The sequence below is a fragment of the Amycolatopsis lurida genome, assembly GCF_900105055.1.
Lineage (GTDB): Bacteria > Actinomycetota > Actinomycetes > Mycobacteriales > Pseudonocardiaceae > Amycolatopsis > Amycolatopsis lurida.
The window spans coordinates 5118725-5142073 of the sequence record NZ_FNTA01000004.1; the positions used below are offsets into that span (position 1 = coordinate 5118725).

Consider the following 23349-nt stretch of genomic DNA (forward strand, 5'->3'; position numbering starts at 1 on the left):
TCACGGTCCGGTCTTCGGGCTCAGCCCGTGGGTGGAGTCTTGGGGTTCTGGAGGGGACTGGTCGGGTTTCGGCTGGAAGCGGGGCGGGTGGCAATCTCGCCGTGGCATGGGCGGGTGGTTGCCGCTTTTCGGCGAGGTTGCTGGGACTCGGGCTGTACTCGCATCAGAGGGCGTGGACGGGCTGTCTCCGTCTTTTGGCTGGGTGCGGGGGTGTGTGTCGACAATTCGGCAACTGACGAGCGCTCCCGCCGCATACGGTGCTGTTGCTGCTGGTGGGCGCCCGTGTAGTTCGGCACCTGGGAGACCTCTGGGGCGTGACTGGGCCGTCGCCGTTTCCTGGCGAGGGGTGGGGCGGGTGGTGACAATCCCGGCACTGGCGAGCGCGTCACCGTGCTGGCAGGGCTGTCGCCGGTTTCCGGCAACGCTGTTGGCGCCCGGACTGCGATCGCCCCCTGGACGGGGGCCGTTGCCGGTTTTGGTCAGGGCGAGGTGTCTTGTTGCCGCATGGCTGAGTTGTTGTCGTTTTCCGGCAACGCGGTTGCCGGCCACCGCCCGAATGCGGCATCGCCGGTTTCCGGCAGGTGATGGTGTGTGGCGGCAGCCCCAGGCGCTCGGGGAACTCACCGCCCGGTGGGGATTGTTGCCGTTTTCTGGCGACAGTGCTCAGAACGGTGGCGGTTGGTCGGCTGGTGGCCGGGGTTGGTGGAGCGGCGGAGGCGTGCTGTCGTAGGCCTGGCCGGTGGGGGTGATGATGGTGAGGGTGCCGTCCGATGCGAACTGGTAGGTCCAGCCAGGTTCGTCTTTCAAGCGGTGGTCGCGGCGGCAGAGATCGATCAGTTCGGTGTCGGCGGTGTGACCGCCGTGCTGCCACGGCAGCGAGTGGTCGAGGTCGCAGGCTTGGGCGGGGCGGTGGCAGCCGGGTCTTCGGCATTCCCGGTCTCGCACCCGCACGAACTCGTCCAGCCCCGCTGTCGGCCGATAGCGGTCCCGGCCGAGATCGAGTACTTGCCCGGAGAGCGGGTCGGTGATGATCCGCCGCAGCACCGTGTTCTCACCGCGGGCGATGTGGCGGGCCAAGCCCGCGGGAACAGCACCGTGCCCGGCCAGCTCTGCCGGCTCGTCGTTCAGGCCGAGATAGGTGAACAGATCCATGTACAGAAACACCTCGCTGCGTTCACTCGCACCACCCTGGCCACCAAGGAGGAGAACGAGAGCGACATCGGCACGCAACTGGTCCAAAGTACGGCTCTCGCCACCGGTTTTCAGGGCTCGCGCTTCACGGTCGATGCGCTGGTAGGCGGCGGCCGCCTTCTCGGCAGGAGCGTCTTCGACCTCGATCGAGGCGACCCCGGTTTCGCCGTGGCGCAACGTGAGACGACGGCCGTCCCGATGCCCCTCGGCCCGCCTGCCCGCACCGTCCGGATCGATGGTGTTCGCCGCGTGATTGGCGGCTTTGCGGATCTGGCCGGGGTTCTTGTCCGCGATCCGGTCCTCCAGGACCGCGTCAACAGCGCGCGCGTCGGTATCCGACAGCCACGCGGTGGCCGCGGCGACCTTCATCGCACCGAAGCCGCCGAGTTTCCCTTGGTCCATCAACCCGAGGGTGCGGGGCAGGCGGGTGGTCAACGCGTCGGCTGCGGCGACCACCGCACCCGCGTGATTGTCCACAAAGGACAATGCGAACGCCACCTCCTGAACAACGCTGCGGGCGCCGGAACGGTGCCGGTTCAGCTGCGCCACAGCCCGGAACCGGATCGCTTCCAGCCGTGCGATCCCCGCCGACGCCGCCTGCGCGACAGCGACGGAATCCTTGTCGTCCAAGGAATCCACCACATCGTTCACCGGGGCCAGCACGGCCGGGTCGGTGAGATTTTCCAGAAGCGCCACAGGCGCGGAATGAGTGTCCACCTCACGAACATACGACTCGCCACCGACAAATCCCGGCCCCGCGGACACGGAGGGCATCGCCGATTTTCGGCGACCAAGCCTCGGTCGGGCAAGCGAGGCTCGGTAGAAGAGCTACGCCGGCCGACAAGGCATCTCGACCTCCGAAGGTTCTATGGCATTGCCGTTTCCCGGCGAAACCCGAACACCGCTGTTCGGTGCCCGGCCAAGACCGGGCACCGAACAGTGGCGTTCCCCGCCTCAGTTGGTATCGAGTGCGACGGCGATATCCCCGATCGGCAAGGGGAATTCGCCGACCTTGGTCGCCGCGCCGGTCAGCAGATTGACCGTGTGGAAGGTCGACGGGCCGGAGGCCGGGTTGAGCACGGCGAACGCGCTCACTGAACTCGTCTTGCCGTTGGTCAGGTCGCTGTAGATGTCGAAGCCCGCGATCGGGCCGGTGTCGACGCCGAGCGCGCCGGTCGGGCTGAGGAGTCCGGCGTTGGCGGGTGACTGGATGAGCACCTGGTCGGTGGCCGTGCCGATGTCGAAGAGCGTGGTCGCGGTGTCGGGGTTGAGGTCGTTGTTCGTGTAGGCGGCGGCCGTGACGCCCCTGGTCGGCCCGCCGGCGGGTGGCGTGGTCAGGATGGTGTCTTCGACCGTGACGTGGTCGGCGAGGTTGTGCCGCAGGTTCTGGCCGTAGTCGCTGATCACCCGCAGCCGATCGGCGGCCGGGTTGAAGTCGACGCCGAAGTTCGTGCCGTACAAAGGAACACTCAGTTGCGAGACTTTCGTGACGATGACGTCCGCTGCCGCGGGCGGGAATTTGATCGTGTAGATACAGCCTTTCTCGCCCACGCCGTACAACAAACCGTTCTGTACCCGGAAATCGATCCCGATCAGACGGGGCTCCCCGCAGGTGAGGCCCTGTACGACCCGGACCCAGTCGAGGACATGGGGCTGGGCGGTGGTGAAGGTGGCCATCAGCTTGCCGTCCGACGAGATCGCGAACGCCCGCGGCGTGGCCGCCTGTGCCGAGCCGGCGCTCGCGGTCCCGACGACGAGCGCCGCCGTGGTGGCCGCCGCGATCATGGCCTTCATGAGTCGTGCCCTCATCCGTACTCCCCTCAGCGGAAACTGTGCGAGCACAAGCTATTCGGCGGCACTGGACGGGCATTGGACGTCGGTTGGATCCGGCGTCCGGCGGCTTGCGGGCAGTGGGTACCGACGGAACAGTGTGAGTGATGACGGCCAAGAAAATCCTTGCCTGCTCGGCGGTCCTCTGCGCCGGTTTCGCGATCACCACACCGGCCGAGGCGCACGCGGCCCCGGACTGCGCTTCCGGCGTCAAGGTCATCAAGCCGGTGGTGCTCGAAGACCCGGGGAGGTGGACCTACACGTTCGACCTTTCGTGGTGCGCGGACGGCGGGACGATCAGCTGGGCCGAGCCGTCGGTGACGGCGCGGGTGCACAGTCCGGCCTGTCGCTGGGTCGGCCGGATCGAGGAGTCGCTGACGAAAACACCGGACAAGGCGTGGAGCGCGTTCGACATGAGCGAGTTCTCCTGCCGGGACGGCGCGGGCAAGGAGCACGGCGTCAACCCGTGGGTCGTCGTCACGTTCCATCCGGCGGGCGCGTACGACACCAGCAGCGACATCGCGGCTTAAGTCCGGCGAATTGCTTCGATCGTGGCCGCCGCCCGTTTCCGCAACGCGCCATACCCCGCCCGCTCGGCCAGGGCGAGCGCCCGGCGGGCCTGCCCGAGGTCGCCGGTCGCGGTGGCGAGCCCGATGATCGCGTCGACCTCGGGGTACCGGTCGCCGGTCTCCCGCAGCAGGGTCACCGCCTGCCGGTACCGGCGGACGGCGTCCTGCCGGTGCCCCACGCGCTGATGCACGCCCGCGAGCGCGACGAGCGCCTCGCCCTCACCCCGCGGCTCACCGGTCTCCCGCGCGAGCCGCAGCCCTTCGCGCGCGTGGTCGAGCGCGTCGGTGAGACGGCCGAGATCGCAGTACACCGAGGCGAGCCTGCCGAGCGTTTCCGCTTCCCCGGCCCGGTTCCCCGCCTCTCGATGCAGCGCGAGGGCCTTGGCGAGCAGGCTGGCCGCCTCGCCGGCCCGGCCGCGGGCCTGGTGCGCCTGCCCGAGGTTGGACAGGTTGATCGCCTCCCCGTAGCGGGAGCCGATTTCGCGATACCGGCGCAGCGCCTGGCCGTACTGCCTCGCCGCACCGGGCAGATCGCCCATCTCCCAGTGGACGAGCCCCAGATTGCCCAGCGCGACGGCTTCCCCGGCCGGGCTTCCGGCGCGTCTGCTCAGCTCCAGACCCCGGGAGAACCGCACCGCCGCGGCCGGGAGCCGCCCCGACTGCCAGTACACGCAGCCGAGGTTGCCCAGCACCGCGGCCTGCGCCTCTACCCATCCGGCCCGCCGGGCGAGCACGAGCGCGCCGGTGTGCTCCCGGACGGCCTCCCGGTACCGCCCTTGGCGAAAACCCAAGTCCGCCAAGCTGAACCGGGCGGACACACGGGCGCGGAGATCGCCGTCTTCCTCGGCGGCGGACAACGCCGCCGCGGCGGCCGCCCGCCACTCCACTTGCCGTGACGACATCCAGAAATAGCCGCGCAGGGCGTCGGCCAGCAGCCAGGCCACCGGACGCGGACCGGTCCGCGCCGCGTCCTCGACGACGGCGACGAGGTTGCCCAGTTCGGCTTCCAGCCATTCCGCCGCGTTCTCCTTGGCCCCGGCGGGAACCGGGCCGTCCGGCACGGACAGCGGGAAACGGAACATGTGCGGGTAAACGATTTTCGCCGCCTGGTCGGCTCCACGCAGATACCACTCGTGCAGGCGGCGCCGGGCGGATCCGGTCTCGGCCGGGGATTCCCGCAGGCGATCGGCGGCATAACGGCGGAGCAGGTCGTGGAAGTGGTAGCGGTCCGGCGCGTGTTGTTCGACGAGATGCGCGCTCGCGAGGGTGTCCAGCATCGGGCCCGCCCGTTCTTCGCCGGTCAGGATCTCGACCGCTTCGACGCCGATGTCGTTGCCCGGCACCAGGCTCAGCAGCCGGAACAACCGGCGCGTGGCGGTGGGCAAGGCCGCGTACGACAGATCGAAGGCGGTCCGGACGGCGATCTGCTCGTCGCCCGGCACGGCCAGCGCGGCGAGCAGATTGCCTTTGCGCAGCTCGATGGCGTAGTCCTCGATGCCGCTACCGGGATCTTCGGCCAGGTTCGCCGCGGCGATCCTCAGCGCCAGCGGCAGATACGCGCACAGCCCGGCCACCTCGGCGGCCGCTGCGTATTCGGCTCGGACCCAGTCGGCACCGAGCACACGCGCGAGCAGTTCCAGCGCCTCGCCGGGTTCGAGCATGCCCAGCGTGAGCCGCCGGGCGCCGTGGAGGGCGACCAGCCCGGCCATCCGGTCCCTGGCGGTGACCAGCACGAGGCATCCCGGCCCGGCGGGCAGCAGCGGCCGGACCTGATCGACGTCCACGGCGTTGTCCAGTACCACCAGCGCCTTCCGGTCGGTCATCAGCGTCCGGTACAGCGCGGACGCGGTCTCCGTGTCCGCGGGCAGGCGTTCGGCGGGGACGTCCAGCGCGGCCAGGAACCGGGTGAGCACTTCGAGCGCCGTCGCGGGCGCTCCGGCGGAATGGCCGCGCAGATTCGCGTAGAACTGCCCGTCCGGGAACCGGTCCTTCACGCGGTGACCCCAGTGCACGGCCAACGCGGTCTTCCCGGCCCCCGCGGGCCCGGTGACGGCCGCCAGTGCCACGGCGCCGCCGGAGTTCCCGGCCCGTGGCATCAGTTGGTCCAAAATGGACAGTTCGAGTATCCGGCCGGTGAACCCGGACGGTTCGGCGGGCAACTGCCGGGGAACGCGGGCGGCCGGGCGCGGATCCGGAAGCGGTTCCCCGTCTTCGAGCAGCGCGGCATGCGCCGCGGCGAGTTCCGGCCCGGGTTCGACGCCCAGTTCCTCGACGAGCCGCTCGCGAACCTCCTGGAAGAGCCGGAAAGCCGTCGCCCGCTGGCCCGTGGCGTGGTACGCGCGGATCAACCGGGCCTGTGCGGGCTCGTCCAGCGGCTGGTCCGCCGCGGCTTCGGCCAATTCGGTCACTACGTCGTCGGCGGCGCCGATCGCGAGCATGGCGTCGCCGTAGCGGGCGAGCAGCGCGCGGCGTTCCGCGAGTAACGCCATGACCTTCGGATGCGTTGCGAGCGAAGGGATATCGGCCAGTGGCCTGCCACGCCACCAGCGCAGGGCCTCGCCGAACAACGCCGCGGCACGGCCGCTCTCTCCGTCGCGCTGGGCGTCGTTCGCCTCGGCGACAAGCCCGCGCACGTGGGGCAGGTCGATCTCGACGGCGTCCCAGCGCACCGCGTAGCCACCGCCGACATGCGGCAGGATCTCGCTCCCGGACCGCGACGGACGGCCGGGTTCCAGCAGCCGCCGCAGGTGTTTGACGTGCGTCTGGAGCACGTTCACCGCGCTGCGCGGCGGTCGTTCGCCCCACAGCGCGTCGAGCAGTTCCTGCTTGGACATCGCCTCGCCACCGGCGAGCACCAGCAACCCCAGGACGGCACGGCGACCCGGTGGGCCGAGGTCGACTTCCTTCCCGGCCAGCCAGACGCGCAGCGAGCCCAGTACCTGGATCCGCACAGCCACCGGCAGGAACGTAGCGAGCGGTCCCGCGCCGCACAAGGACGAACGGCGGAAAGAACCCCGCTGCGCCCGGCTTTGGGGCCGCTCAGGCTAATGCCCCGCGGGCGCGAGGTCGTGACCGTTCCAGGTGAACCGGGCCGTGGTGACCGCGTCGTCACCGTCGCCGCCGGTGATGAGCTGGTGGATTCCGACGCCGCCGAGTTCGGCGTAGGTGCACCATTCGTGGTCCGACGTCAGCATCAGGTCCAGGTCGAGTTCGGACAGCAGGCCGAACACCTGCCCCCGGTTGGTGGTGTCGACGCCGACGAACACCTCGTCGAGCAGGATGACCCTCGGTGCTTCGGGCGCGGCCTGGTAGTGCGCGGCGACGGCGGCGAACAGCGGCAGATGCAGCGCGATCGCCTTCTCCCCACCGGAAAGCGCGCCGTGCAGTTTCTTGGTCAGCAGCTGCCATCCCGCGCCGTTCGCGCGGTCCACCTTGACCACGAACCGGTGCCAGGACGTGTAGTCGAAGACCTGCGCGAGCTGCTGTTCCCAGCTGGTCGCCGTGTCGTCCGCCTTCGCCTGTTCGACGCGTTCCCGGAAGAACTTGTGCAGGGACGCGCGATCCTCGGCGGTCAGCTGATCCGGATCCTTCAGCAGCAGATCCCGCGCGGTCTTGGTGCCCGGCGGCAGATCGGGGGAGACCTGCCAGACCAGCCGGACGGCGACCCTGGACGCGGTCCGCACGCGTTCCAGCCGCGCGTTCATGCCGTCGACGAGGTCGTTGGCCTGCCGGATCCGGGCCGCGAGATGGCGGCGCGTGTCGCCGGTCAGCGTCTTGTCGAACAGGTCGCTTTCCCGGTCGGTGATCTCGTGCCTGCTCTGTTCCGCTTCCGCGTAGAGGATCTTCAGCAGTTCGGCCGCGCCGACCCGCAGCCCGTCGACGACGGCGGTGAAGATCTGGACGTCCTCGTCGGTCTCCAGATCGAGTTCCGCCCGCGAGCTGAGAGTGTTCCGGCAGGTGTGCACGGCCTCGGAGAGCCGGTGCAGCGCCTCGCCGAGGTTCCTCGGCGCGTGTGGCACGGACGGCCACGCCGCGGCCACCAGCCGCGCCGTTTCGAGCGCCGACCGCACCCCGTCGGAGGCGGACAGGGTGGCCTGGAACTTCGGCAGATCCTCGATCCCGCCGTCGGCGGGGAAGACGCCGGTCGCGAGCTTCCGGAACCGGTGCGCGGCCGCGTCCTGCTTCTTGGCGGCGTCCTCGCGGGCCCGTGCGTCGGTCGTGCGGCGGACGCCGAGCGCGCCCAACGACACCGCGAGCTCCTTGGCGTCGGCGTTCGCGGCGCGGAGTTCGCCCGAGAGTTCACGCAGTTTCGTGCGAAGCCCCTCGATTTCGGCGAGCACCTCGCGCTGACCGCTGCCCGCGGTTCCTTCGATCGCTTCGAGCATCGCCGTGAGCTTGACGCGTTCGGCCTCCGCCTCGGAAGCCTCGTCCTCGCGCCGGGCCGCGTTCGCCTCCGACCGGTCCGCCTGTTCGGCGCACAGCTCGGCCCGTTGGGTCGCGGTGAGCAGGTTCCCGTGCTCGTACAACCAGTTCTCGCCCTGGTCGGAGTAGGTGCGCAGGGCCGGGGCGAGCGCGGCCAGCGGCGCGCGTTCGGAGGGCAGCCCGCTCTCCGACGCCTGGGCGGTCAGCTCGTGCAGCGCGGTCTTCGCCTCGATCTCCAGCGCGGAGACGGCGGTCTCCAAGTGCCGGACGGCGGCGTCGGCGGCGGTCAACTCGGCCTCGGCCGCGGTCAGTTCTCCCGTCGCGGCAAAGAGATCTTCGTGACTGGGGCGGGCGGCGCGTTCGATCTTGATCAGCTCGCGCCTGCCGCGCAGCGCGGCCAGCTCACTCTCCAGCTCGGCGATGGTCTTCTCGCGGAGAGAGATTTTGTCCCGCAGTCCGGCGATCCGGCGCTCCCGCGCGCGAAGGCGGACGGGCGCGCCGATGTACGCCGGGGCGTCCTTCGCCCAGCTGCCCGACAGGCCGCCCATCCGCCAGGCGCCGTCCGCCCCGATCGCGGCGGGCCCGGCGGGGAGCGTGTCGTCGAAGGCGATCACTTCCAGGATCCGGCGGATCTTCGCCGGGGAAAGCTCCGCGTCGGGTTCGGGTACGAGGACGTCGGCGAGTGACCTGCCGGTGGCCACCGGCAGCGTCCCGGTCTCCGCGAGCACGTCGTGTCCGTCGACGACGCCGTGGGAGTTCACCCAGGCGTCCAGCAGGCCGGCGCCTTCGAGCGCGGCCTCGATCCCCGCCCGGGCGCTTTCCGGGACCGTGCCCGCGAAATCGACCAGGCGCCACAGCGGCGCGCCGCTCATCTCGGTGCGGTCCGTCGTGCGGGTGCGCGGCGGTTCGGGCGTGAGGACGTCCTCCGTTTCGAGCACGCCGGCCTCGACGAGGAGTTCGTCGTGCTCGGCGCGCGCGGTGGCCAGCGCGGCACCGGTCGCCGTCTCCCGCCGGACGATGTCTTCGAGCACCGTCTCGGCGACGACGCCGAGCCTGCTCACCAGCGAAACCTCCGCCTCGGCATCCCGGACGACCGCTTCCACGTCGGGGAACCGCAGCTCGCGGCAGCCGATCGCCCATTCGGCGAGCCGGGTGCGCAGATCGCTCAGCGCGAGTTCCCGCGTCGCCGTCGTGAGGTCCAGCCGCTCCTGCGCGGCCGAGAAATCCGACCGCGCGCGGTCGAGATCCGCCTCGGCCGCGTGACGCCGCCCGACCGCGAGTTCGTGCCTGTCCAGCGCCCGGCCGAGCGTTTCGACCTGGTCGCGCTTGCCGCGGACGGCGGCCTGCAGCAACGGACGGAGCCGGGCCGGTTCACCCAGCCCGGCGACGAGTTCGTCGTGCACCCCGGCCAGGTTCGCGCGGGTCGCGGCGGCACGGACCTCGGTCTCCAGCGAGCGCACGAGATCGGCCTGCCGTTTCGCGACCTGCTTCGCCGCCCGTGAACGCTCCTCGTCGGCGTCCGCCTCGGCACGGAGCCGATCCGCGTCCGCGCGCAGTGCTTCCGCCTTTTCGCGCGTGGACAGGGCCCGTTGCCGCAGCTTGTCGAGCTCCTGGCCCTTGCGGTACGACTCGGATTCGGTCAGCCCGGACAGGCGGGCTTCGGTCTCCTCGACGTCCTTTTCGAGCTTCGCCGCCCGTTCCTCGGCGGCTTCCTTCTTCGCGGCGACCTCGTCGTACTCCTCCGCCGAACGGCGGGCGGCCGCGGCGAGTTCGTCGAGTTCGGTGGTCGCGGCGATGAGGTTCGCGGCGCCCGCGCGCAGCACACGCTGGGCGTAGGTCTTCTGCCGCGCGGCGAGCGCGCGGGTCGCGTCGACTTCGGTCTCCAGCGAGCCCAGCCGTTCGCGTTGCGCGTCGAGCCGCTCGAAACCCTCGGCGAGATCCGCGATCTCCTGCTGCCCCAACGGAGGAAGCGCGCGGGAGAGCAGATTGGACAGCAGGCTCGGGTCGAGCCGCTGCGAGAGCTTGGGCATCCGCAGCTGGAGCAGCGCGGTGATCAGCGCGTCGTAGCGCTGTTCGCTCAAGGTGGGGAACAGTTTCGCGCGGATCGCCGCGCGGTACTCGGCCGCGCCGTCGTGCACGGTGCCGTGGTCGCCGAGGGCTTCCTCCAGCGCGTTCTTGGTCAGCGGCTGGCCTGCCTCGTTGACCAGCGGCAAACCGTCGCCCACGCGCAGATCGGTGGTGAAGAAGTCGGCGTGCACCGTGCTGGTGTGCGTGCTGGCCTGAAGCCGCGCGCCGCAGGTGAACCATTTCTCGCCCGCCATGCCGAATTCGAGCCAGACGTACCCGACGCGGGTGGCGCCGGAAGCGCCCTCGCCCATCAGGTTCCAGTGCATGCTGCGTTCGCTGGTGCCGAAGGTCGACAGCCGGTTGGCGCGCAGGCTCGCGTCGAACAGGAACGGCAGCAGCAGCTCCAGCGCCTTCGACTTCCCGCTCCCGTTGGGCCCGCGCAACAGCAGGCGCCCGTCGTGGAACTCGAAGATCTCGTCGTAGTAGCGCCAGATGTTGAGAATGCCCGCACGGGAGGGCATCCACCTCGTCACGGTCACGGCGCCTCCTCGGTGCGGTCGGTGTACCTCGCGGCGGCCGGGAGCGGCCGGACGAGTTCGGCTTCGGTGCGGATCAGGCCGAAGCCGGTCAGCACGGCGAGCGCGTCGACGGTCAGCCGCCGCACACCGTCCTTGCCCCGGTACGTCTTGGCCCAGCGCGGGAAGCGTTTCAGCAGCTTGGCGGTGGCCTTCTGCAGGTAATCGGTGGTCCTCGGCTCGTCGAGCGCGTCGAGCAGGAGGAGCGCGGCGACCTTGGCGTTGCTGCCGTCGTCCGGGAACCGCTCGTCGGTGGCCAGCCCGTCGACGTCGACGAGCAGCACCCCCTCCGCGCGTTCTTCGAGGACGAAACCGCCTTGCTCCGCGGCTCGCCGCAGCAACTGGCGTCCGGTCGGCGTCCCGAGGTACGCGCGCTCTTCCGCGGTCAGTTCGGCGAAGTACAGCACCGGGTCGTCGACCAGACGGCGGAAGACCGTGTGCCGGAGCCACAGGTTCCGCTGGACGTCCGACGCGCTCGGCGTGTCCTCGTGGCGGCCCGACGAGAGGCCGTAGCGCTGCTCGTGCGACACCGCCTCCAGCAGTTCCTCGAACCGCAGCGCGACGTCGTCGGCGGGCACGGCCAGCTGCGACGGTCCGACCGGCGCGGCGAGCAACCGCAGCAACAGGGTCGCGTCCACCCGGAACAGCACCTTCGCCGCCGGATCGTCCACAAAGGACTCCGGATCGCCGTCGGCGGCTTCGAGGACGCCGTAGGACTCCAGCAGCTTGAGGACGTCCACGAAGGCGAGGCGCTCCGCCCTGGTGGCGACGTCGAAGGTGGTGACGAGATCGTCGGCGGCGCTCGCCTGCGCGACGCGGCCGGCGAGCAGGCCGATGGTGGTCACCGGCACGGTCAGCAGTTCGGCGGCCACCACGCACAGCAGGACGTAGCGGCGGCGGTCGAACGCGGCGCGCCCGGAGCGCAGCCGCCTCGCCGGACGCGTGGGATCGGTGGCCGCGCGGACCTTGACCAGCCGCGCGTAGCCGAGCCGCGGTTCGACGGTGAGCGTCCAGCCGCAGTAGTAGTCGAACCACTGCCGGATGGGCTCGCGGCGGCGGCGGATGAGGTCGAAGGTCTCGGGGGAGCCGCGTTCGCCGATCAACGGGGTGGCCAGCAGGGCCCGGATCCCGCGCGCGACCTCTTCGCGCTCCGCGATGACCAGTTGGTTGGTGAGGCTCACGCACCGCCTCCGGCCGTACTGATCTCGATCTCGTAGTCGGGGCCCCGGAAGACACCGCTCGTGGTGGTCAGGCGCGCGACCGCGCCGTTCTGCGGCGGCCGCAGGACGATCTCGATCTGGCCGTCGGACGTCGTGCTCCGCCGGGTGCCGTCCGCGCCGACGGCACTGCCCAGCGCTTGACCCAGCAGGTCGAGCAGCCGCTCGAAAACGCTGTGGTCCAGCTTCTCGAACGCCGAAAGCCGCACGACGCCGCCGGTGTCGAGCATGTTCCACGCCGCTTCGAGTTCGGCGCGCTCCGCGATCGCCTGCTGGACCCGTGCCGCCCTGATCGCGCTGACGTCGCGGACCCGTCCGGTCCTGGTGAACCGCTCGGTGCGGCCCGCGGAGCGCAGCAGTTCCGACACCTCGACCGGCGGCGCGTCGAGCCACGACGCCGTCGTGCTGACCACTTCCGGATCCGCGTGGGCGAGATGCGCGTGCCGCGCGGAGCTCAGCCCGAACATCGTGGACCACAGGCGGTGCAGGTCCTCCTGCGCCGGGACGACGGTGAACCATCGCGCCAGCTCGCGGAAATCCGCGACCGCGCTGCTCGCGCGCCGCCTCGATTCGGTGATCCGGTCCAGGACCTGGAGAAGCGTGATGATCGCCCGCCGCGCGAGGCGATGAAGGTCCTCGACCCGCGGCGTCGCCCCGTCCTCGGGCAGGAACCACGCGCGAAGGCCGTCCCAGCGCGCCTTGCGGACGTCGATCCAGCGCGCATCGGGGTTCGGCAGCGACGCTCCGTTGAGCGCCCGCCGGTGCACCCGCTCGACGCCGTGGTCGTCGATCTCCTTGATCCGGGTGGCGATCGTGTGCGTGTGATGCTCCAGGTCGTTCAGGAACTCCTGCAGATACGTGACCGTGGCCGCCTTGACCTCGTGGAACGTCGCGAGGTCGGCTTCGGCGTGCAGGAGGCGCTGGAGGTCGCCGTTGAAGCGTTTGGTGTTGTCGCGGAACGCTTCGAGGTGGCTCTCGACCTCGGTGAGCGTGCTGAACACACGCCGGTCCGTGCCGTCTTCGAGCTGCTTCGCGAGCTCGCCGAGCCGCTCACCCAGCGCCTCGAGCGTCGCCGTCTGGAGCGCCCCGGACGCGTTGAGCACCTCGTTCGCACGGACCACCCCCGCGTACGCCGCTTCGCCCTGCCGGCTGAGCGAGTACTGGAGGTTGCGGCGCTCGTACTCCGACGCGGTCCGATAGTCGCCCGCGTGGCTCTGGACGACGTCGAGGTGGCCTTGGCTCCTCAGCTGGTCCAGCGCTTTGACGAGGTCTTCGTCGTCCAGCGTCTCCAGCCAGCCGACCTCGCGCAGCCTCGTGCGGACGTCGTCGATCCCGAGCGCCGTCTCGAGCCGCTCGTTCGCCTCGCCGAAGGCGTGCAGGATCGCCAGGGGGAGCCCGGATCTGCTGCCGTCGGTGAAACGGAACATCTCGGGCGGAACACGGATCGGATCCATGCGTCCTCCGGCGGCTGGTGCGTGGAGCTACACGTTAGGGGGTCACCCAGGCGAGTTCGAATGGCCCATCTTTTTCACGCAGAGTGCTCACGTCGTGAACATCTCGAGGCGCACTGTGGTCCCCTCGACGGTGACCTTGCGGTAGACGTGGCGACCGTCGACGACCCGGTCGTCCTCCAGGTCACCGGGCGCGAAGTTCGACGCTTCGAGCAGCTTGGGCACGTCCTCCGCCGGAAGGGTGAGGATGACGACGTATCTCGAGTCGATGCCGCGGTCGTACTGCGTCTCCAGCACCTTGCCGCTCGACGGCATGGAGATCCCGCCGAACCGGAAGGCGTCTTCCGGTGTCGGGCTTGGCGGGGTCGTCGCACAGCCTGCGAGAAGGAGGGCAAGGACCGCGAGCAGGGTTTTCACCTACCGTGAGACGCACGGTGGACGTAAGCGTTCCGTCACACTCGGACGGGGATGACAGGGACGGTGCGACACGTTGTACTGGGTGTCAACGACCGAAGGAGATCCACAGTGACGGAAAAGGCTGTTCTCGCGGGCGGCTGCTTCTGGGGTATGCAGGACCTGTTCCGCCGGCACCCCGGGGTCGTCTCCACCAGGGTCGGCTACACCGGCGGCGACGTGCCGAACGCGACCTACCGCAACCACGGCTCGCACGCCGAAGGCATCGAGATCGTCTTCGACCCGGCGCAGCTCTCGTACCGGCAGATCCTGGAGTTCTTCTTCCAGATCCACGACCCGACGACCCGCAACCGCCAGGGCAACGACATCGGCACGAGCTACCGGTCGGCGATCTTCTACACCGACGACAAGCAGAAGCAGGTCGCCGAGCAGACGATCGCGGACGTCGACGCCTCCGGCAAGTGGCCGGGCAAGGTCGTCACCGAGGTGACCCAGGCCGGTGACTTCTGGGAAGCCGAACCGGAGCACCAGGACTACCTGGAGCGCATCCCGAACGGCTACACCTGCCACTACGTGCGGCCGGAATGGCAGCTCGGCGAGCGCTGATCGTCGCGCTGCACGTCTCTTCGGTGCATGCGTACGAGGGCCGTCCCTCCTCGGGGCCGCGCCCTGATCCGTCCCCGGTCTCGCGCGACCATGTCGAGGTTCGCGCGGGACTGGGGCTGGTGGGGGACCGGTACTTCAACCACCCCGCGCATCGTTCCGCCGCGGTCACGCTGTTCTCCGCGTCCGTGCCTGGTGATCCGCTGCTGGCTAGGCGGAACATCGTGCTTTCGGGGTTCGACGTCGATGCTCTGCCGCGGGGTTCGGTGGTGGCTTTGGACTCGGGCGACGGTCCGGTGCGCTTCGAGGTCCACCGGCCCGCGAATCCCTGCGCTTGGATGGACGTCGTCTACCCTCGCGGGACTTTCGCCGCTTTGCGGGGCCGCGGCGGGAAGCGGTGCGAGCCACTGGACGACGGCGTCTTACGCGTTGGGCCGGTAGAGATCTACTAGGCCCCTTTTGATCTGTTCCGTTGTCATGCTTTGCCGCTGGTAGGCGTACTGCGCCGCCGCCAGTGGCGCGAGCAGCGCGTCGGCCCTGAAATGCGCGTCCGTTTCCGGCTCGATTTCGCTGATCAACGCGACCAGGTGACTGTGGTGCAGCCGGTACGCGCCGGTCACGAACCGGGCCATCGGCGTCTCGGTCTCCGCGACCATCAGCAGCTCGCCATGAGTCTCGAGCCTGTCGACGTACCTTTCGAGAAACGCCCCGAGCCTCTCGGCTGCCGGCGCTCCGGGCCCCAGTGGCGGCGGCCCGCTGATGAACGCCTCCTGGAACTCGCGCTCGTTCTCGTCGAGCAGCGCCTGCGCCAACGCGCCCTTGTCCGGGAACCGGCGATACACGGTCCCGATCCCGACGCCCGCCTCCGCCGCGACCTCGTCCAACGCGAGCCCGTCGATCCCTTTGGCCGCAACGAGCTTGGCCGCCGCGCGGACGATCTTCTGCCGGTTGCGAGCCGCGTCCGCCCGCTCTATCGGCCCGGAGCCTGCGATGGGAAGCACTCGGTCAGCCTAACCGGTGGACAAGTGGAACTTTCTCCAGTTAACTAAGTGGAAGAACTTCCACTTAAGGAGATGCGGATGCCCGTCGAACACTTCACCAGCGACGACGCTTCGACCTGGTTCCAGCGGCTCGACCAGCAGATCTTCCTGGCCGACGTCCTCGCGCAAGACAGCGGCGCGGCCATGTCCGTCGGCTTCGCCCGCTACGGGAAGGGCGAGAAGAACCCGTGGAAGATGACCTACGACGAGACCCTCGTCATCACTTCGGGCGTCTTCACTGTCGAGGGCCCTTCGGGTTCGGTGACGGCTCGCGCGGGCGAGGTGATCTATCTGCGGGCGGGGACCGAGCTCATCTACGTGGCCGATGAGGACACGGAACTGGTCTATGTCACCTATCCGCATTGGTTGGCGGCTACGGAATCTTCAGCCGAAGCCCATCGCCTCGACGACTTCCACAAGGCCTGAAGTTTCGAAAATCGTGGTATCGGTCGCTGTTTCTTGCGGATTCATATGATTTCGACACCCGCTTGGCGTACCTGGAATACCTGATCCGAGCTTGTGACCCATTGCTATCCTGCGGCGTACGTTGATCGCCGGAGGGGGTTCGGAATGAGGAAGAAAACGAAAGCAAGCGGCCCTCCTCCGTGGACCCAACGCGACGAGGTGCTGCGCTACACCTGCTATCTCGCGGCCATGCTGGCGGGCGGCCACGATCTCAGTCAGACGCCCGAAGTGCTCGCTCCCTTTCCGGCGGTCAACGCCGATGACGAACGGCTGTGGGCGGTAGGGCAATTCATTCTGTCCGACTTTCGAGCGCTGGGCGACGGGAGCTGGCAAGTCAATACGCCGATGGTCTTCGGTACTGGAGCGGTGGGGCTGGGTTTGGTCGCCGGCTCGCTGATCGGTGGCGCCGTCGCCAAGTCTCGGGCACGTACGGCCGCGCAGGCGGCTGCGGTGCCCCGATGGGTGCCGATGACCCGGGGTTCCCTCTATGTCAGCAGTTACGGCTTCTACATGTACACGCCACAGGTGCTCAGGTGGCACTGGAGCGCTATCACCTCGGCGAGCATCGTGGCCCCGGCGACTTTGCATTTCACGGGGGAGAGCACCCAAGGCCCCATTTCGCGGCTTCTGCAGTCGGACTATGCGGAGCTGGTGTTCGTCAGCTGGGCGCTCGATCAGCATCGGCAGCATCCGCAACTGGTGACGGGTGGCTGGCTGCCGCAAGGCTGGCTCCACCACGCCGATTTCCACGGCAGGCAACCTGACGCGGTTCCAGGGCTCCTGCCCGCTTTGCCGTCGGCGGAAACTTCGGTGACTGCCGACTGAATCGAACCCTTGAACCTCTCAAACAGGACAAGTAGCCTCAAATCGAGGGGGAGGGGTAAATGACGGGGTTCGAAGCTGATCCAAAAGCCCTGCGCGACGCGGCCGATCAGGCCAAACGAGCCGCGGGAATCGTTCGCGAGCTGGATCTGGAACGCGTGGCGGCGCTTTCCGGCGCATTGACCGGAAGCGAGTCGGCGAAGACCGCCGCCGAGCTCGGTCCACATTGGGAGAACTCGATCGGTGTCTGGGCGAAGGGGGTGGATTCCTACGCGGCATCGCTGACCACCGCCGCGACCGCGTACCGGGTTCGGGACGACGCCGGTGAACAGGAATTCGACGGGACAGGTGGTCGATGATGGTCACGTGGGCCGATGTCAGCCAATGGAAGGCTGATGGGGTAGGACAGATCGGTGACCACTTGGCCGCGCAGAACCGCCAGGTGCTCGGGTTGCAGGACGAGATCGACGGTGCCAAGCCCGTCGGTTGGGCCGGGGAAGCAGCGGACGCGGCGGCCGAGAACCTTCGCGCCCGATGCCAGGAACTCGAGGATCTGGCGGCGCGCTTGTCCGCGGCCGTGAAGATCATCGACGACACGGAGCAGGCTGTGCGCGATCTGGTGCGCAGCGTCGAGACGACCGAGGACTTCGCCGCCAAGAACGGTTTCCGGATCGACAACGGCAAGGTCGTCGAGACCGAGGAAGCCACCGGGTTTCTCTCCAGCGTGCTCCTGCAAGTCGAGGTGGAAGCCATCCTGGCCCGCGCCGGCCAGATCGACACCGAACTGAACTCCGTGCTCAAGCGCATCATGGCAGGCGAGATCGGTGACGCCGGCGCGACAACCTTGGCTGCGGCCGCCGCGGCAGGCGAAGACCGCATCGCCGACGAACAACGGCATCGAGATCTCCTGGCGAAATACCAGGTCAAGACAGACGGCACGACTGTGTGGCCGAGCGGCTTGACCGGCTGGCTCGCGGAACGGGCGGGTTTCTCGAAGGAGAAGATCACCCAGTCCGAAGCCAAGTTGCTCGACGACCTGCAAATGCGCAAGGGCTTGCTCGGGCTCAAGGAATTCGCTGACATCCGGCAGGACGCCCTGCACGTCGCCGAAGGCAAGTTCGAGGGCAAAGGCCTGACCGACGGCCACGCCGACGCGTTCCGTCACCTTATTGGAACGCGATGATGACGCAGCGGTACGGAGAAGAATGGGCCCGCGACTTCGCCACCGCGCACGAGCGGAACCCGAGCAGCCACCATGTCCCGGTGGCCATGGACCTGCACAACAACGAAGTCGGCCGCGCGATCGCCCGGGCCAACCCGGACGCCAGTCCCGAGCAGATGGCGACCCTGATCGAACAAGCCGTCAAGGACGGCAAAATGGTGGTCCTCGACAAGAACGACACACTGGTATCGTCCAACGAATCGCCTCCAGGCGAGACCCGCGAAACCAAGAACAAGCCTTGGCCCACGGACAATCCGGGGCGCAACGACGACCACGACCCCGGCGACCCGTCGGCGTATCCGGACCAATACTGACCATGCGCTTGATAGTGACTCTGCTCGCCCTGCTCGCCTTCATGGCGGGCTGTGGCCCGAGCACCCCAGGAGTGACAGTGGAATTCGACGAAGGTCTCGAAAAGGCGATCGGCGATCTCGCCAGGACAGACGGCTCGCGACCGCTCAAGGAGCTGGCACCCGGCGACTGGACGTCGGTGCACATACTCACCGGCCCCGCTTCAGGCGCGCGAATCGAACGCGAGCTCGGCAGGCCCGTCACCGTCGAGGGCGATGGCACGCACAGCGGGGACTACGTTCAGGACGGCAATCTGCTGGTGTTCGACCGGGACGGTGCCACCACTCGGATGGTCAGCCTCGGCACTCTCGCCGCTCTCGGTGAGGGGAAGTATCGGGCCGATGTCGTGCTGCGGGCGCAGGGTGGGGCGATCACGATGACGGACCCGGACGGGCGTCCCGCAGGCGGCTGATCAGAGCGCGTCAGGGTTCGGAAGCCAAACCGCGACTTCGGTCAGCACATCGAGATCAGTGTTGTCGAGGTGGCCGTTCATAATCTCCGCTTCCGCCACAGTCACCACACGGCCGTCTCGACAGGAGTCGAAGTGGTGTCCGGTGAAGCGGACGTCGGCCAGATTCAGCGCCGTGGGGGCCAGCGGTTTTATGTCGCCGTTTCCATGTACCCTTTCCACTCGCTCGAAGGCCGTTGCGTCGGCTCGGTCGTGAAAAGAGACCCAGACGACCGAGATCGCCGCGGTGTTGCCGCGGTCATCGCCGACCAGCAGCAGAGATCGGGTGAGCGACTCACATGGTGTGCGCAGGAGGAATTCCCGGACCTTGTCAGTGGACGCAGCAAGGCATTTGACATCGCTCTTCAGGGTTTTCTTGATTGATCGCAAGCCAAGACGATTCCATGCCTCGTCCGCTCTCCCTTTCTTGGCGGACTTCTTGCCTGCATTCTTGCGAGTGTTCAGATCGCGTGAGAAGGCACTGTCGACCGCGGTGCCGCTTCCGGTTGCTCCGCCGCCGATGCTGATCGCTCCGGTGGTGCCCCCCGCGACAACGAGAACGAATGCGGTCGCCGCGACAAGCGTTCCCGTGCCCTTGCCTTTTCCCGGATCCGAACCGCCGCCCGCCCCGCCGATTCGTCGGCCCACTATTCCACCCTCCGCGACCATGGTCACGTTCCCGAAGAGAGGCTATGTAAGAGGAAGCCGTCTGGCTGCCGCCGATCGGGCAATCAGTTCAGCGATGTGCCCCCGGCAGGATTCGAACCTGCGACACCCGCTTTAGGAGAGCGGTGCTCTATCCCCTGAGCTACGAGGGCATGTACTGCCACGCGCAGCCTACCGGGTGGCCGGAGCCGCCCGAGCGCGAGGTCGCAAGTCACACCCGGGCGGAGCAGCGGCCGGCTCGGTGAAACCCCCGAATGCCCCGAACGGCGGTTGCCCAAGAGCCCGCAAGCGGGCATGTGGCCGAACCGCGACACTGGCCGCTCAGTGACACTCGACCTGCGGATCCATCCAGGAGCAGCGACACTCAAGCCCGGCAAACCAGGGTCTGAATCGAGCGCTAGATCGACACAGATGACCCGCGCGGGTCACTCGTCCGTGTCTGGTTTCGAAACCCTGAACAACAGTAGGTAATCTTCGTTAACGGGACGCGAGACGCCGCTCCCCCGGCTGCCGGAGGGCTTCGTTGATCAAGCTCATGTTCGCCGACGACGAGGAACTGGTCCGTTCGGGCCTGCGTGCCATGATGTCGGGCGCTGCCGATATCGAGATCGTGGGCGAGGCGAGCGACGGGAGATCAGCGGTCGAGGTCGCCCGGCGGTACCACCCCGACGTCGCGTTGCTCGACATCAAGATGCGGGCGCCTGACGACGGCATTCGCGCGCTGCGGGCCATCCTCGCGCTGCCGGATCCGCCGACCGTGGCCATGTTGACCACGTTCGACATCGACGACTACGTCAGTCTCGCGCTCAGGCTCGGGGCCAACGGCTTCCTCCTGAAGGACATCGACCCGGCGGCGCTGCTCAGGGCCGTGCGCGATCTCGCCCGCGGCGGCGCGGTGCTCGACCCTGGTGTCGCGGCGCGCATGGTGCAGTCGCATCGGGACGAGCAGCGGGCCGCGCAGCCGGCGCGCAAGCTGCTCGCGTCGCTGTCCGACCGGGAGCGTGAGGTCGTCGGGCTGATCGGGCAGGGGCTGTCCAACGCGGAGATCGGCGGGCGCCTTCACCTGTCCGAGGCCACGGTCAAGGGTTACGTCTCGGCCGTCCTGTCCAAGATCGGCGCGGCGAACCGGGTGCAGGCCGCGCTGCTGGCCTACCGCGGTGGCCTGCTCGACCAGTAATGATCCTCACCGCGCTCGAGTTCCTCGGCTTGATCGCGTTCGCGGCTTCGGGGGCGCTCGCGGCGGTGCGGTCCAGGTTGGACGTCTTCGGGGTGGTCGTCGTCGGATTGACGACCGCGCTCGGTGGCGGGGTCATCCGTGACGTCCTGCTCGGGATCACGCCGCCCACGACGCTGCGGACCTGGCCGTATCTCGCGGTGTGCGGCGGCACGGCGCTGGTCGTGTTCGTCTTCCATCCGCAGATCGCGAAGCTGCGGCGTGCCGTCCTGCTGGCCGACGCGCTCGGGCTCGGGGTGTTCGCGACGGCGGGGACCACCATCGCGTTGAACGCGGGCGCCACTCCCTACGCGGCGTGCCTGATCGGCATGACGACGGGTATCGGTGGCGGCGCTGTGCGTGACCTTCTGCTGCGGGAAATCCCGCTCGTGCTGCGGAAGGAGATCTACGCGGTCGCGGCGCTCGCGGGGGCCGTGCTCGTCGTGATCGGTCACGCTCTGCGACTGCCGCCGGGGGCGGTGACGCTGGTAGCAGCCGCCGCCGTGGTGGGGGTCCGGATGCTCGCTTTGTGGCGGAGATGGAACGCACCTGTTGCGAAAGGACCCGAGACCGGCTGAAACGTCTTCCGGATCGCCGGATTTCCTTTGTTGGTTCTGTGTGTGTTCTTAGGCGAGTCTCAGCACTCTGCGTAAGACTGTCGCCATGCGCATCCTCGTAGTGGACGACGACAGGGCCGTCCGTGAATCACTCAGGCGATCCCTTGAGTTCAACGGCTACCAGGTGGAGCTGGCCGGGGACGGCGCGCAGGCCCTTGAAGCGATCATCGCCAACAGACCCGACGCGATGGTGCTGGACGTGATGATGCCGCGGCTCGACGGCCTGGAAGTCGCCCGGCGGCTGCGAAGCACCGGAGACGACCTGCCGATTCTCGTCCTCACCGCGCGGGACACCGTCTCCGACCGGGTGTCCGGCCTCGACGCCGGCGCCGACGACTACTTGCCGAAGCCCTTCGCGCTCGAAGAGCTTCTCGCGCGCCTTCGCGCGCTTCTGCGCCGGGCGGTCCCGGATCCGCAGGCCGCACAGAACGCCGAGGTCCTCTCGTTCGCGGACCTCACCTTGGACCCGGGGACGCGCGAGGTGCGCCGGGCTGGGCGGGAGATCAGTCTCACGAGGACCGAATTCGCCCTGCTGGAGCTGTTCCTCTCCTACCCGAAGCACGTTCTGACCCGCAGCCGGATCCTGGAGGAAGTGTGGGGATACGACTTCCCGACGTCGGGCAACGCGCTGGAGGTCTACGTCGGTTACTTGCGCCGAAAGACCGAGGCTGGGAACGAACCGAGGCTGATCCACACGGTGCGGGGAGTGGGCTACGTGCTGAGGGAAACCCCGCCGTGACCGAACCGGTCCCGGTCGTCGACGTGTCCGAAAAGGATCCGCGCGGCGACCGCTGGAGCACGCGACGCTTCTCGCTCCGCGGCCGGGTTACGTTGCTCGCGGCCGCTTCGGTGGCGGGCGCGGTGGCGTTGGTGTCCCTCGGTGCTTATCTCGTCGTGAAGGACAACCTCTACCAGCAGGTGGACGACAACCTGCTCGCCCGCGCGCAGGCCGCGGTCGATTCGCCGCAGGTGCAGACCGAGTTGCAGCAGGTGCCCGGCGCCTTCCTGGCCAGCGCGGACCTGCAGATCGGCCAGCTGACGGTCGGCGAAAAGATCCGGCTGACCTTCCCGCAGTCCGGCAGCCGCCCGCCGTACGGCGCGGACGAGATCGCGGTCGCCACCGGCGACAAGGCGTTCTCCCTGCGCACCGACCCGAAGACCGACAGCCGCGTCGTCGCCCTCCCGCAGGGGGACGGCCAGGCGATGGTGCTCGCCCAGTCGCTCGGGCCGACGAAGCGCACCCTGAACGAGCTTTCCGTGGTCCTGTTCCTGATCGGCGGCGCCGGGATCCTGGTCGCCGCGGCCGCGGGAACGGCCGTCGCGAGAGCGGGCCTACGGCCGGTCGATAGACTCACGTCGGCGGCGGAACGCGTCGCCACCACGGGTGATCTGCGCCCGATCCCGGTCAGCGGCGACGACGAACTCGCCCGCCTCACCCAGACTTTCAACACGATGCTGGGCACGGTCGCCGAATCGCAGGAACGGCAACGGCAACTCGTCGCCGACGCGGGCCACGAACTCCGCACCCCGCTGACGTCGCTCCGCACCAACCTGGAGCTGCTCCTGTCCGCGAGCAGGCCGGGCGCGCGGACGCTGTCCGACGAGGACCGCAGCGACATCGAGGCCGACATCCGCGGCCAGCTCGACGAGCTGACCCAGCTGATCGGCGACCTCGTCGAACTGGCGCGCCAGGACGAGCCGCGGATCGAGCACGAGCGGGTCGAGATGGTCGACGTCGTCGAGCGCGCGCTGGACAGGGCGCGTCGCCGCGCGGGCGAGATCGAATTCGACGTCTCGCTCCAGCCGTGGGTCCTGACCGGTGACACGAGCGCGCTGGAACGCGCGGTGCTGAATCTGCTGGACAACGCGGTGAAGTTCTCGCCGGAAGGATCGACGGTCGGGGTCCGGCTGTACCCGATCGGCGACGGCACCGCGGTGCTCGAAGTCGAAGACTCCGGGCCGGGGATCGCCGACGAGGACCTGCCGAAGGTGTTCGACCGCTTCTACCGCTCGTCGGAGGCGCGGACGCTGCCCGGTTCCGGGCTCGGTCTCGCCATCGTCCAGCACGCGGCGCAGCGGCACGGCGGCGACGTCTACGCGGGCCGCGCGGCCACCGGTGGCGCGCTGATGACCTTGCGGCTCCCGGGAGCTCCCGCCTGACAGGTG

General features: G+C 68.8%; 22 protein-coding genes and 1 tRNA gene. 13 read left to right on the forward strand and 10 right to left on the reverse strand.

Annotated features, from left to right (window positions below):
• Positions 1-663: 663 nt before the first annotated feature.
• Entirely contained in the window at positions 664-1887 is a 1224-nt protein-coding gene (locus BLW75_RS29635) for an HNH endonuclease signature motif containing protein (RefSeq protein ID WP_034305821.1), read from the reverse strand.
• A 258-nt stretch (positions 1888-2145) separates the two neighbouring features.
• Positions 2146-3000, reverse strand: coding sequence for a DUF4394 domain-containing protein (locus BLW75_RS29640; protein ID WP_198935652.1), 855 nt, complete (start codon positions 2998-3000; stop codon positions 2146-2148).
• Between the two features lie 128 nt (positions 3001-3128).
• Between BLW75_RS29640 and BLW75_RS29645 the strand changes: the two genes are divergently transcribed.
• Positions 3129-3551, forward strand: coding sequence for a hypothetical protein (locus tag BLW75_RS29645; protein ID WP_034305815.1), 423 nt, complete (start codon positions 3129-3131; stop codon positions 3549-3551).
• On the opposite strand, the gene BLW75_RS29650 is transcribed toward BLW75_RS29645, so the two are convergent.
• The 5 genes from BLW75_RS29650 to BLW75_RS29670 all read right to left on the reverse strand — a co-directional run bounded on the left by BLW75_RS29650 (position 3548) and on the right by BLW75_RS29670 (position 13739).
• On the reverse strand, positions 3548-6547 hold the full coding sequence (locus BLW75_RS29650) for an AfsR/SARP family transcriptional regulator (protein ID WP_091598555.1): 3000 nt from the start codon (positions 6545-6547) through the stop codon (positions 3548-3550). The two genes, BLW75_RS29645 and BLW75_RS29650, sit on opposite strands and share 4 nt — an antisense overlap.
• Before the next feature lie 87 nt (positions 6548-6634).
• A complete protein-coding gene (locus tag BLW75_RS29655) occupies positions 6635-10618 on the reverse strand; it encodes a TIGR02680 family protein (RefSeq protein ID WP_091598558.1) in 3984 nt (1327 codons plus the stop codon).
• Positions 10615-11835: a TIGR02678 family protein gene (locus BLW75_RS29660; RefSeq protein ID WP_034305810.1), complete on the reverse strand. Its 1221-nt coding sequence runs from the start codon at positions 11833-11835 to the stop codon at positions 10615-10617. The genes BLW75_RS29655 and BLW75_RS29660 overlap by 4 nt, the downstream gene beginning before the upstream one ends.
• Positions 11832-13325 (reverse strand): TIGR02677 family protein, encoded by a 1494-nt coding sequence (locus tag BLW75_RS29665; RefSeq protein WP_034305808.1) that lies wholly within the window; start codon positions 13323-13325, stop codon positions 11832-11834. Before BLW75_RS29665 ends, BLW75_RS29660 begins: the two co-directional genes overlap by 4 nt.
• A gap of 87 nt (positions 13326-13412) precedes the next feature.
• Positions 13413-13739 (reverse strand): hypothetical protein, encoded by a 327-nt coding sequence (locus BLW75_RS29670; RefSeq protein WP_034305805.1) that lies wholly within the window; start codon positions 13737-13739, stop codon positions 13413-13415.
• A gap of 108 nt (positions 13740-13847) precedes the next feature.
• On the opposite strand from BLW75_RS29670, the gene msrA reads away from it, so the two are divergent.
• Together msrA and BLW75_RS29680 are read left to right on the forward strand one after the other, a co-directional pair.
• Positions 13848-14342, forward strand: a complete 495-nt coding sequence (gene msrA / locus BLW75_RS29675; RefSeq protein WP_034305803.1) for a peptide-methionine (S)-S-oxide reductase MsrA — start codon at positions 13848-13850, stop codon at positions 14340-14342.
• Complete coding sequence (locus tag BLW75_RS29680; RefSeq protein ID WP_034305801.1) at positions 14321-14791, forward strand: MOSC domain-containing protein; 471 nt, start codon at positions 14321-14323, stop codon at positions 14789-14791. The genes msrA and BLW75_RS29680 overlap by 22 nt, the downstream gene beginning before the upstream one ends.
• Here BLW75_RS29680 and BLW75_RS29685 read toward each other — a convergent pair.
• Entirely contained in the window at positions 14762-15340 is a 579-nt protein-coding gene (locus BLW75_RS29685) for a TetR/AcrR family transcriptional regulator (RefSeq protein WP_034305799.1), read from the reverse strand. The two genes, BLW75_RS29680 and BLW75_RS29685, sit on opposite strands and share 30 nt — an antisense overlap.
• Positions 15341-15418: 78 nt before the next feature.
• Here BLW75_RS29685 and BLW75_RS29690 point away from each other — a divergent pair, with 78 nt between their 5' ends.
• The 6 genes from BLW75_RS29690 to BLW75_RS29710 all read left to right on the forward strand — a co-directional run bounded on the left by BLW75_RS29690 (position 15419) and on the right by BLW75_RS29710 (position 18651).
• Entirely contained in the window at positions 15419-15805 is a 387-nt protein-coding gene (locus tag BLW75_RS29690) for a cupin domain-containing protein (RefSeq protein ID WP_034305796.1), read from the forward strand.
• Between the two features lie 144 nt (positions 15806-15949).
• The gene (locus BLW75_RS29695) at positions 15950-16669 is read left to right on the forward strand and encodes a hypothetical protein (RefSeq protein WP_143055367.1); all 720 of its coding nucleotides are present in this window, start codon (positions 15950-15952) and stop codon (positions 16667-16669) included.
• Between the two features lie 59 nt (positions 16670-16728).
• Positions 16729-17025 carry a hypothetical protein gene (locus tag BLW75_RS29700; protein WP_034305792.1) on the forward strand — a complete coding sequence of 99 codons (297 nt, stop codon included), beginning with the start codon at positions 16729-16731 and terminating at the stop codon, positions 17023-17025.
• Positions 17025-17849, forward strand: a complete 825-nt coding sequence (locus tag BLW75_RS29705) for a hypothetical protein (protein ID WP_241783262.1) — start codon at positions 17025-17027, stop codon at positions 17847-17849. The genes BLW75_RS29700 and BLW75_RS29705 overlap by 1 nt, the downstream gene beginning before the upstream one ends.
• Positions 17846-18202, forward strand: a complete 357-nt coding sequence (locus BLW75_RS43640; RefSeq protein WP_241783260.1) for a DUF6973 domain-containing protein — start codon at positions 17846-17848, stop codon at positions 18200-18202. The genes BLW75_RS29705 and BLW75_RS43640 overlap by 4 nt, the downstream gene beginning before the upstream one ends.
• 2 nt (positions 18203-18204) lie before the next feature.
• Positions 18205-18651 carry a hypothetical protein gene (locus BLW75_RS29710; protein ID WP_241783258.1) on the forward strand — a complete coding sequence of 149 codons (447 nt, stop codon included), beginning with the start codon at positions 18205-18207 and terminating at the stop codon, positions 18649-18651.
• Here the strand turns inward: BLW75_RS29710 and BLW75_RS29715 are convergent, their stop codons facing one another.
• The gene (locus BLW75_RS29715) at positions 18652-19362 is read right to left on the reverse strand and encodes a hypothetical protein (protein WP_241783256.1); all 711 of its coding nucleotides are present in this window, start codon (positions 19360-19362) and stop codon (positions 18652-18654) included. It lies immediately after the preceding gene.
• 70 nt (positions 19363-19432) lie between these two features.
• Positions 19433-19505 (reverse strand) — tRNA-Arg (locus BLW75_RS29720).
• Positions 19506-19876: 371 nt separating this feature from the next.
• Here BLW75_RS29720 and BLW75_RS29725 point away from each other — a divergent pair.
• The 4 genes from BLW75_RS29725 (at position 19877) to BLW75_RS29740 (ending at position 23343) form a co-directional block, all read left to right on the forward strand.
• Complete coding sequence (locus tag BLW75_RS29725) at positions 19877-20530, forward strand: response regulator (RefSeq protein ID WP_034305786.1); 654 nt, start codon at positions 19877-19879, stop codon at positions 20528-20530.
• Complete coding sequence (locus BLW75_RS29730; RefSeq protein ID WP_034305784.1) at positions 20530-21144, forward strand: trimeric intracellular cation channel family protein; 615 nt, start codon at positions 20530-20532, stop codon at positions 21142-21144. Before BLW75_RS29725 ends, BLW75_RS29730 begins: the two co-directional genes overlap by 1 nt.
• 85 nt (positions 21145-21229) lie before the next feature.
• A complete protein-coding gene (locus BLW75_RS29735) occupies positions 21230-21922 on the forward strand; it encodes a response regulator transcription factor (RefSeq protein WP_034305782.1) in 693 nt (230 codons plus the stop codon).
• The gene (locus BLW75_RS29740; protein ID WP_091598561.1) at positions 21919-23343 is read left to right on the forward strand and encodes a HAMP domain-containing sensor histidine kinase; all 1425 of its coding nucleotides are present in this window, start codon (positions 21919-21921) and stop codon (positions 23341-23343) included. Before BLW75_RS29735 ends, BLW75_RS29740 begins: the two co-directional genes overlap by 4 nt.
• The last annotated feature ends 6 nt before the right edge of the window (positions 23344-23349 follow it).

Excerpts from the sequence above, each read along its gene's own strand:
- BLW75_RS29645 (WP_034305815.1), top strand. The coding sequence starts at position 3,129 with ATGACGGCCAAGAAAATCCTTGCCTGCTCGGCGGTCCTCTGCGCCGGT.
- BLW75_RS43640 (WP_241783260.1), top strand. The coding sequence starts at position 17,846 with ATGATGACGCAGCGGTACGGAGAAGAATGGGCCCGCGACTTCGCCACC.
- BLW75_RS29705 (WP_241783262.1), top strand. The coding sequence starts at position 17,025 with ATGGTCACGTGGGCCGATGTCAGCCAATGGAAGGCTGATGGGGTAGGA.
- BLW75_RS29690 (WP_034305796.1), top strand. The coding sequence starts at position 15,419 with ATGCCCGTCGAACACTTCACCAGCGACGACGCTTCGACCTGGTTCCAG.
- BLW75_RS29640 (WP_198935652.1), bottom strand. The coding sequence starts at position 3,000 with ATGAGGGCACGACTCATGAAGGCCATGATCGCGGCGGCCACCACGGCG.
- BLW75_RS29735 (WP_034305782.1), top strand. The coding sequence starts at position 21,230 with ATGCGCATCCTCGTAGTGGACGACGACAGGGCCGTCCGTGAATCACTC.
- BLW75_RS29665 (WP_034305808.1), bottom strand. The coding sequence starts at position 13,325 with ATGGATCCGATCCGTGTTCCGCCCGAGATGTTCCGTTTCACCGACGGC.
- BLW75_RS29680 (WP_034305801.1), top strand. The coding sequence starts at position 14,321 with ATGGCAGCTCGGCGAGCGCTGATCGTCGCGCTGCACGTCTCTTCGGTG.
- BLW75_RS29695 (WP_143055367.1), top strand. The coding sequence starts at position 15,950 with ATGAGGAAGAAAACGAAAGCAAGCGGCCCTCCTCCGTGGACCCAACGC.
- BLW75_RS29700 (WP_034305792.1), top strand. The coding sequence starts at position 16,729 with ATGACGGGGTTCGAAGCTGATCCAAAAGCCCTGCGCGACGCGGCCGAT.
- BLW75_RS29710 (WP_241783258.1), top strand. The coding sequence starts at position 18,205 with ATGCGCTTGATAGTGACTCTGCTCGCCCTGCTCGCCTTCATGGCGGGC.
- BLW75_RS29730 (WP_034305784.1), top strand. The coding sequence starts at position 20,530 with ATGATCCTCACCGCGCTCGAGTTCCTCGGCTTGATCGCGTTCGCGGCT.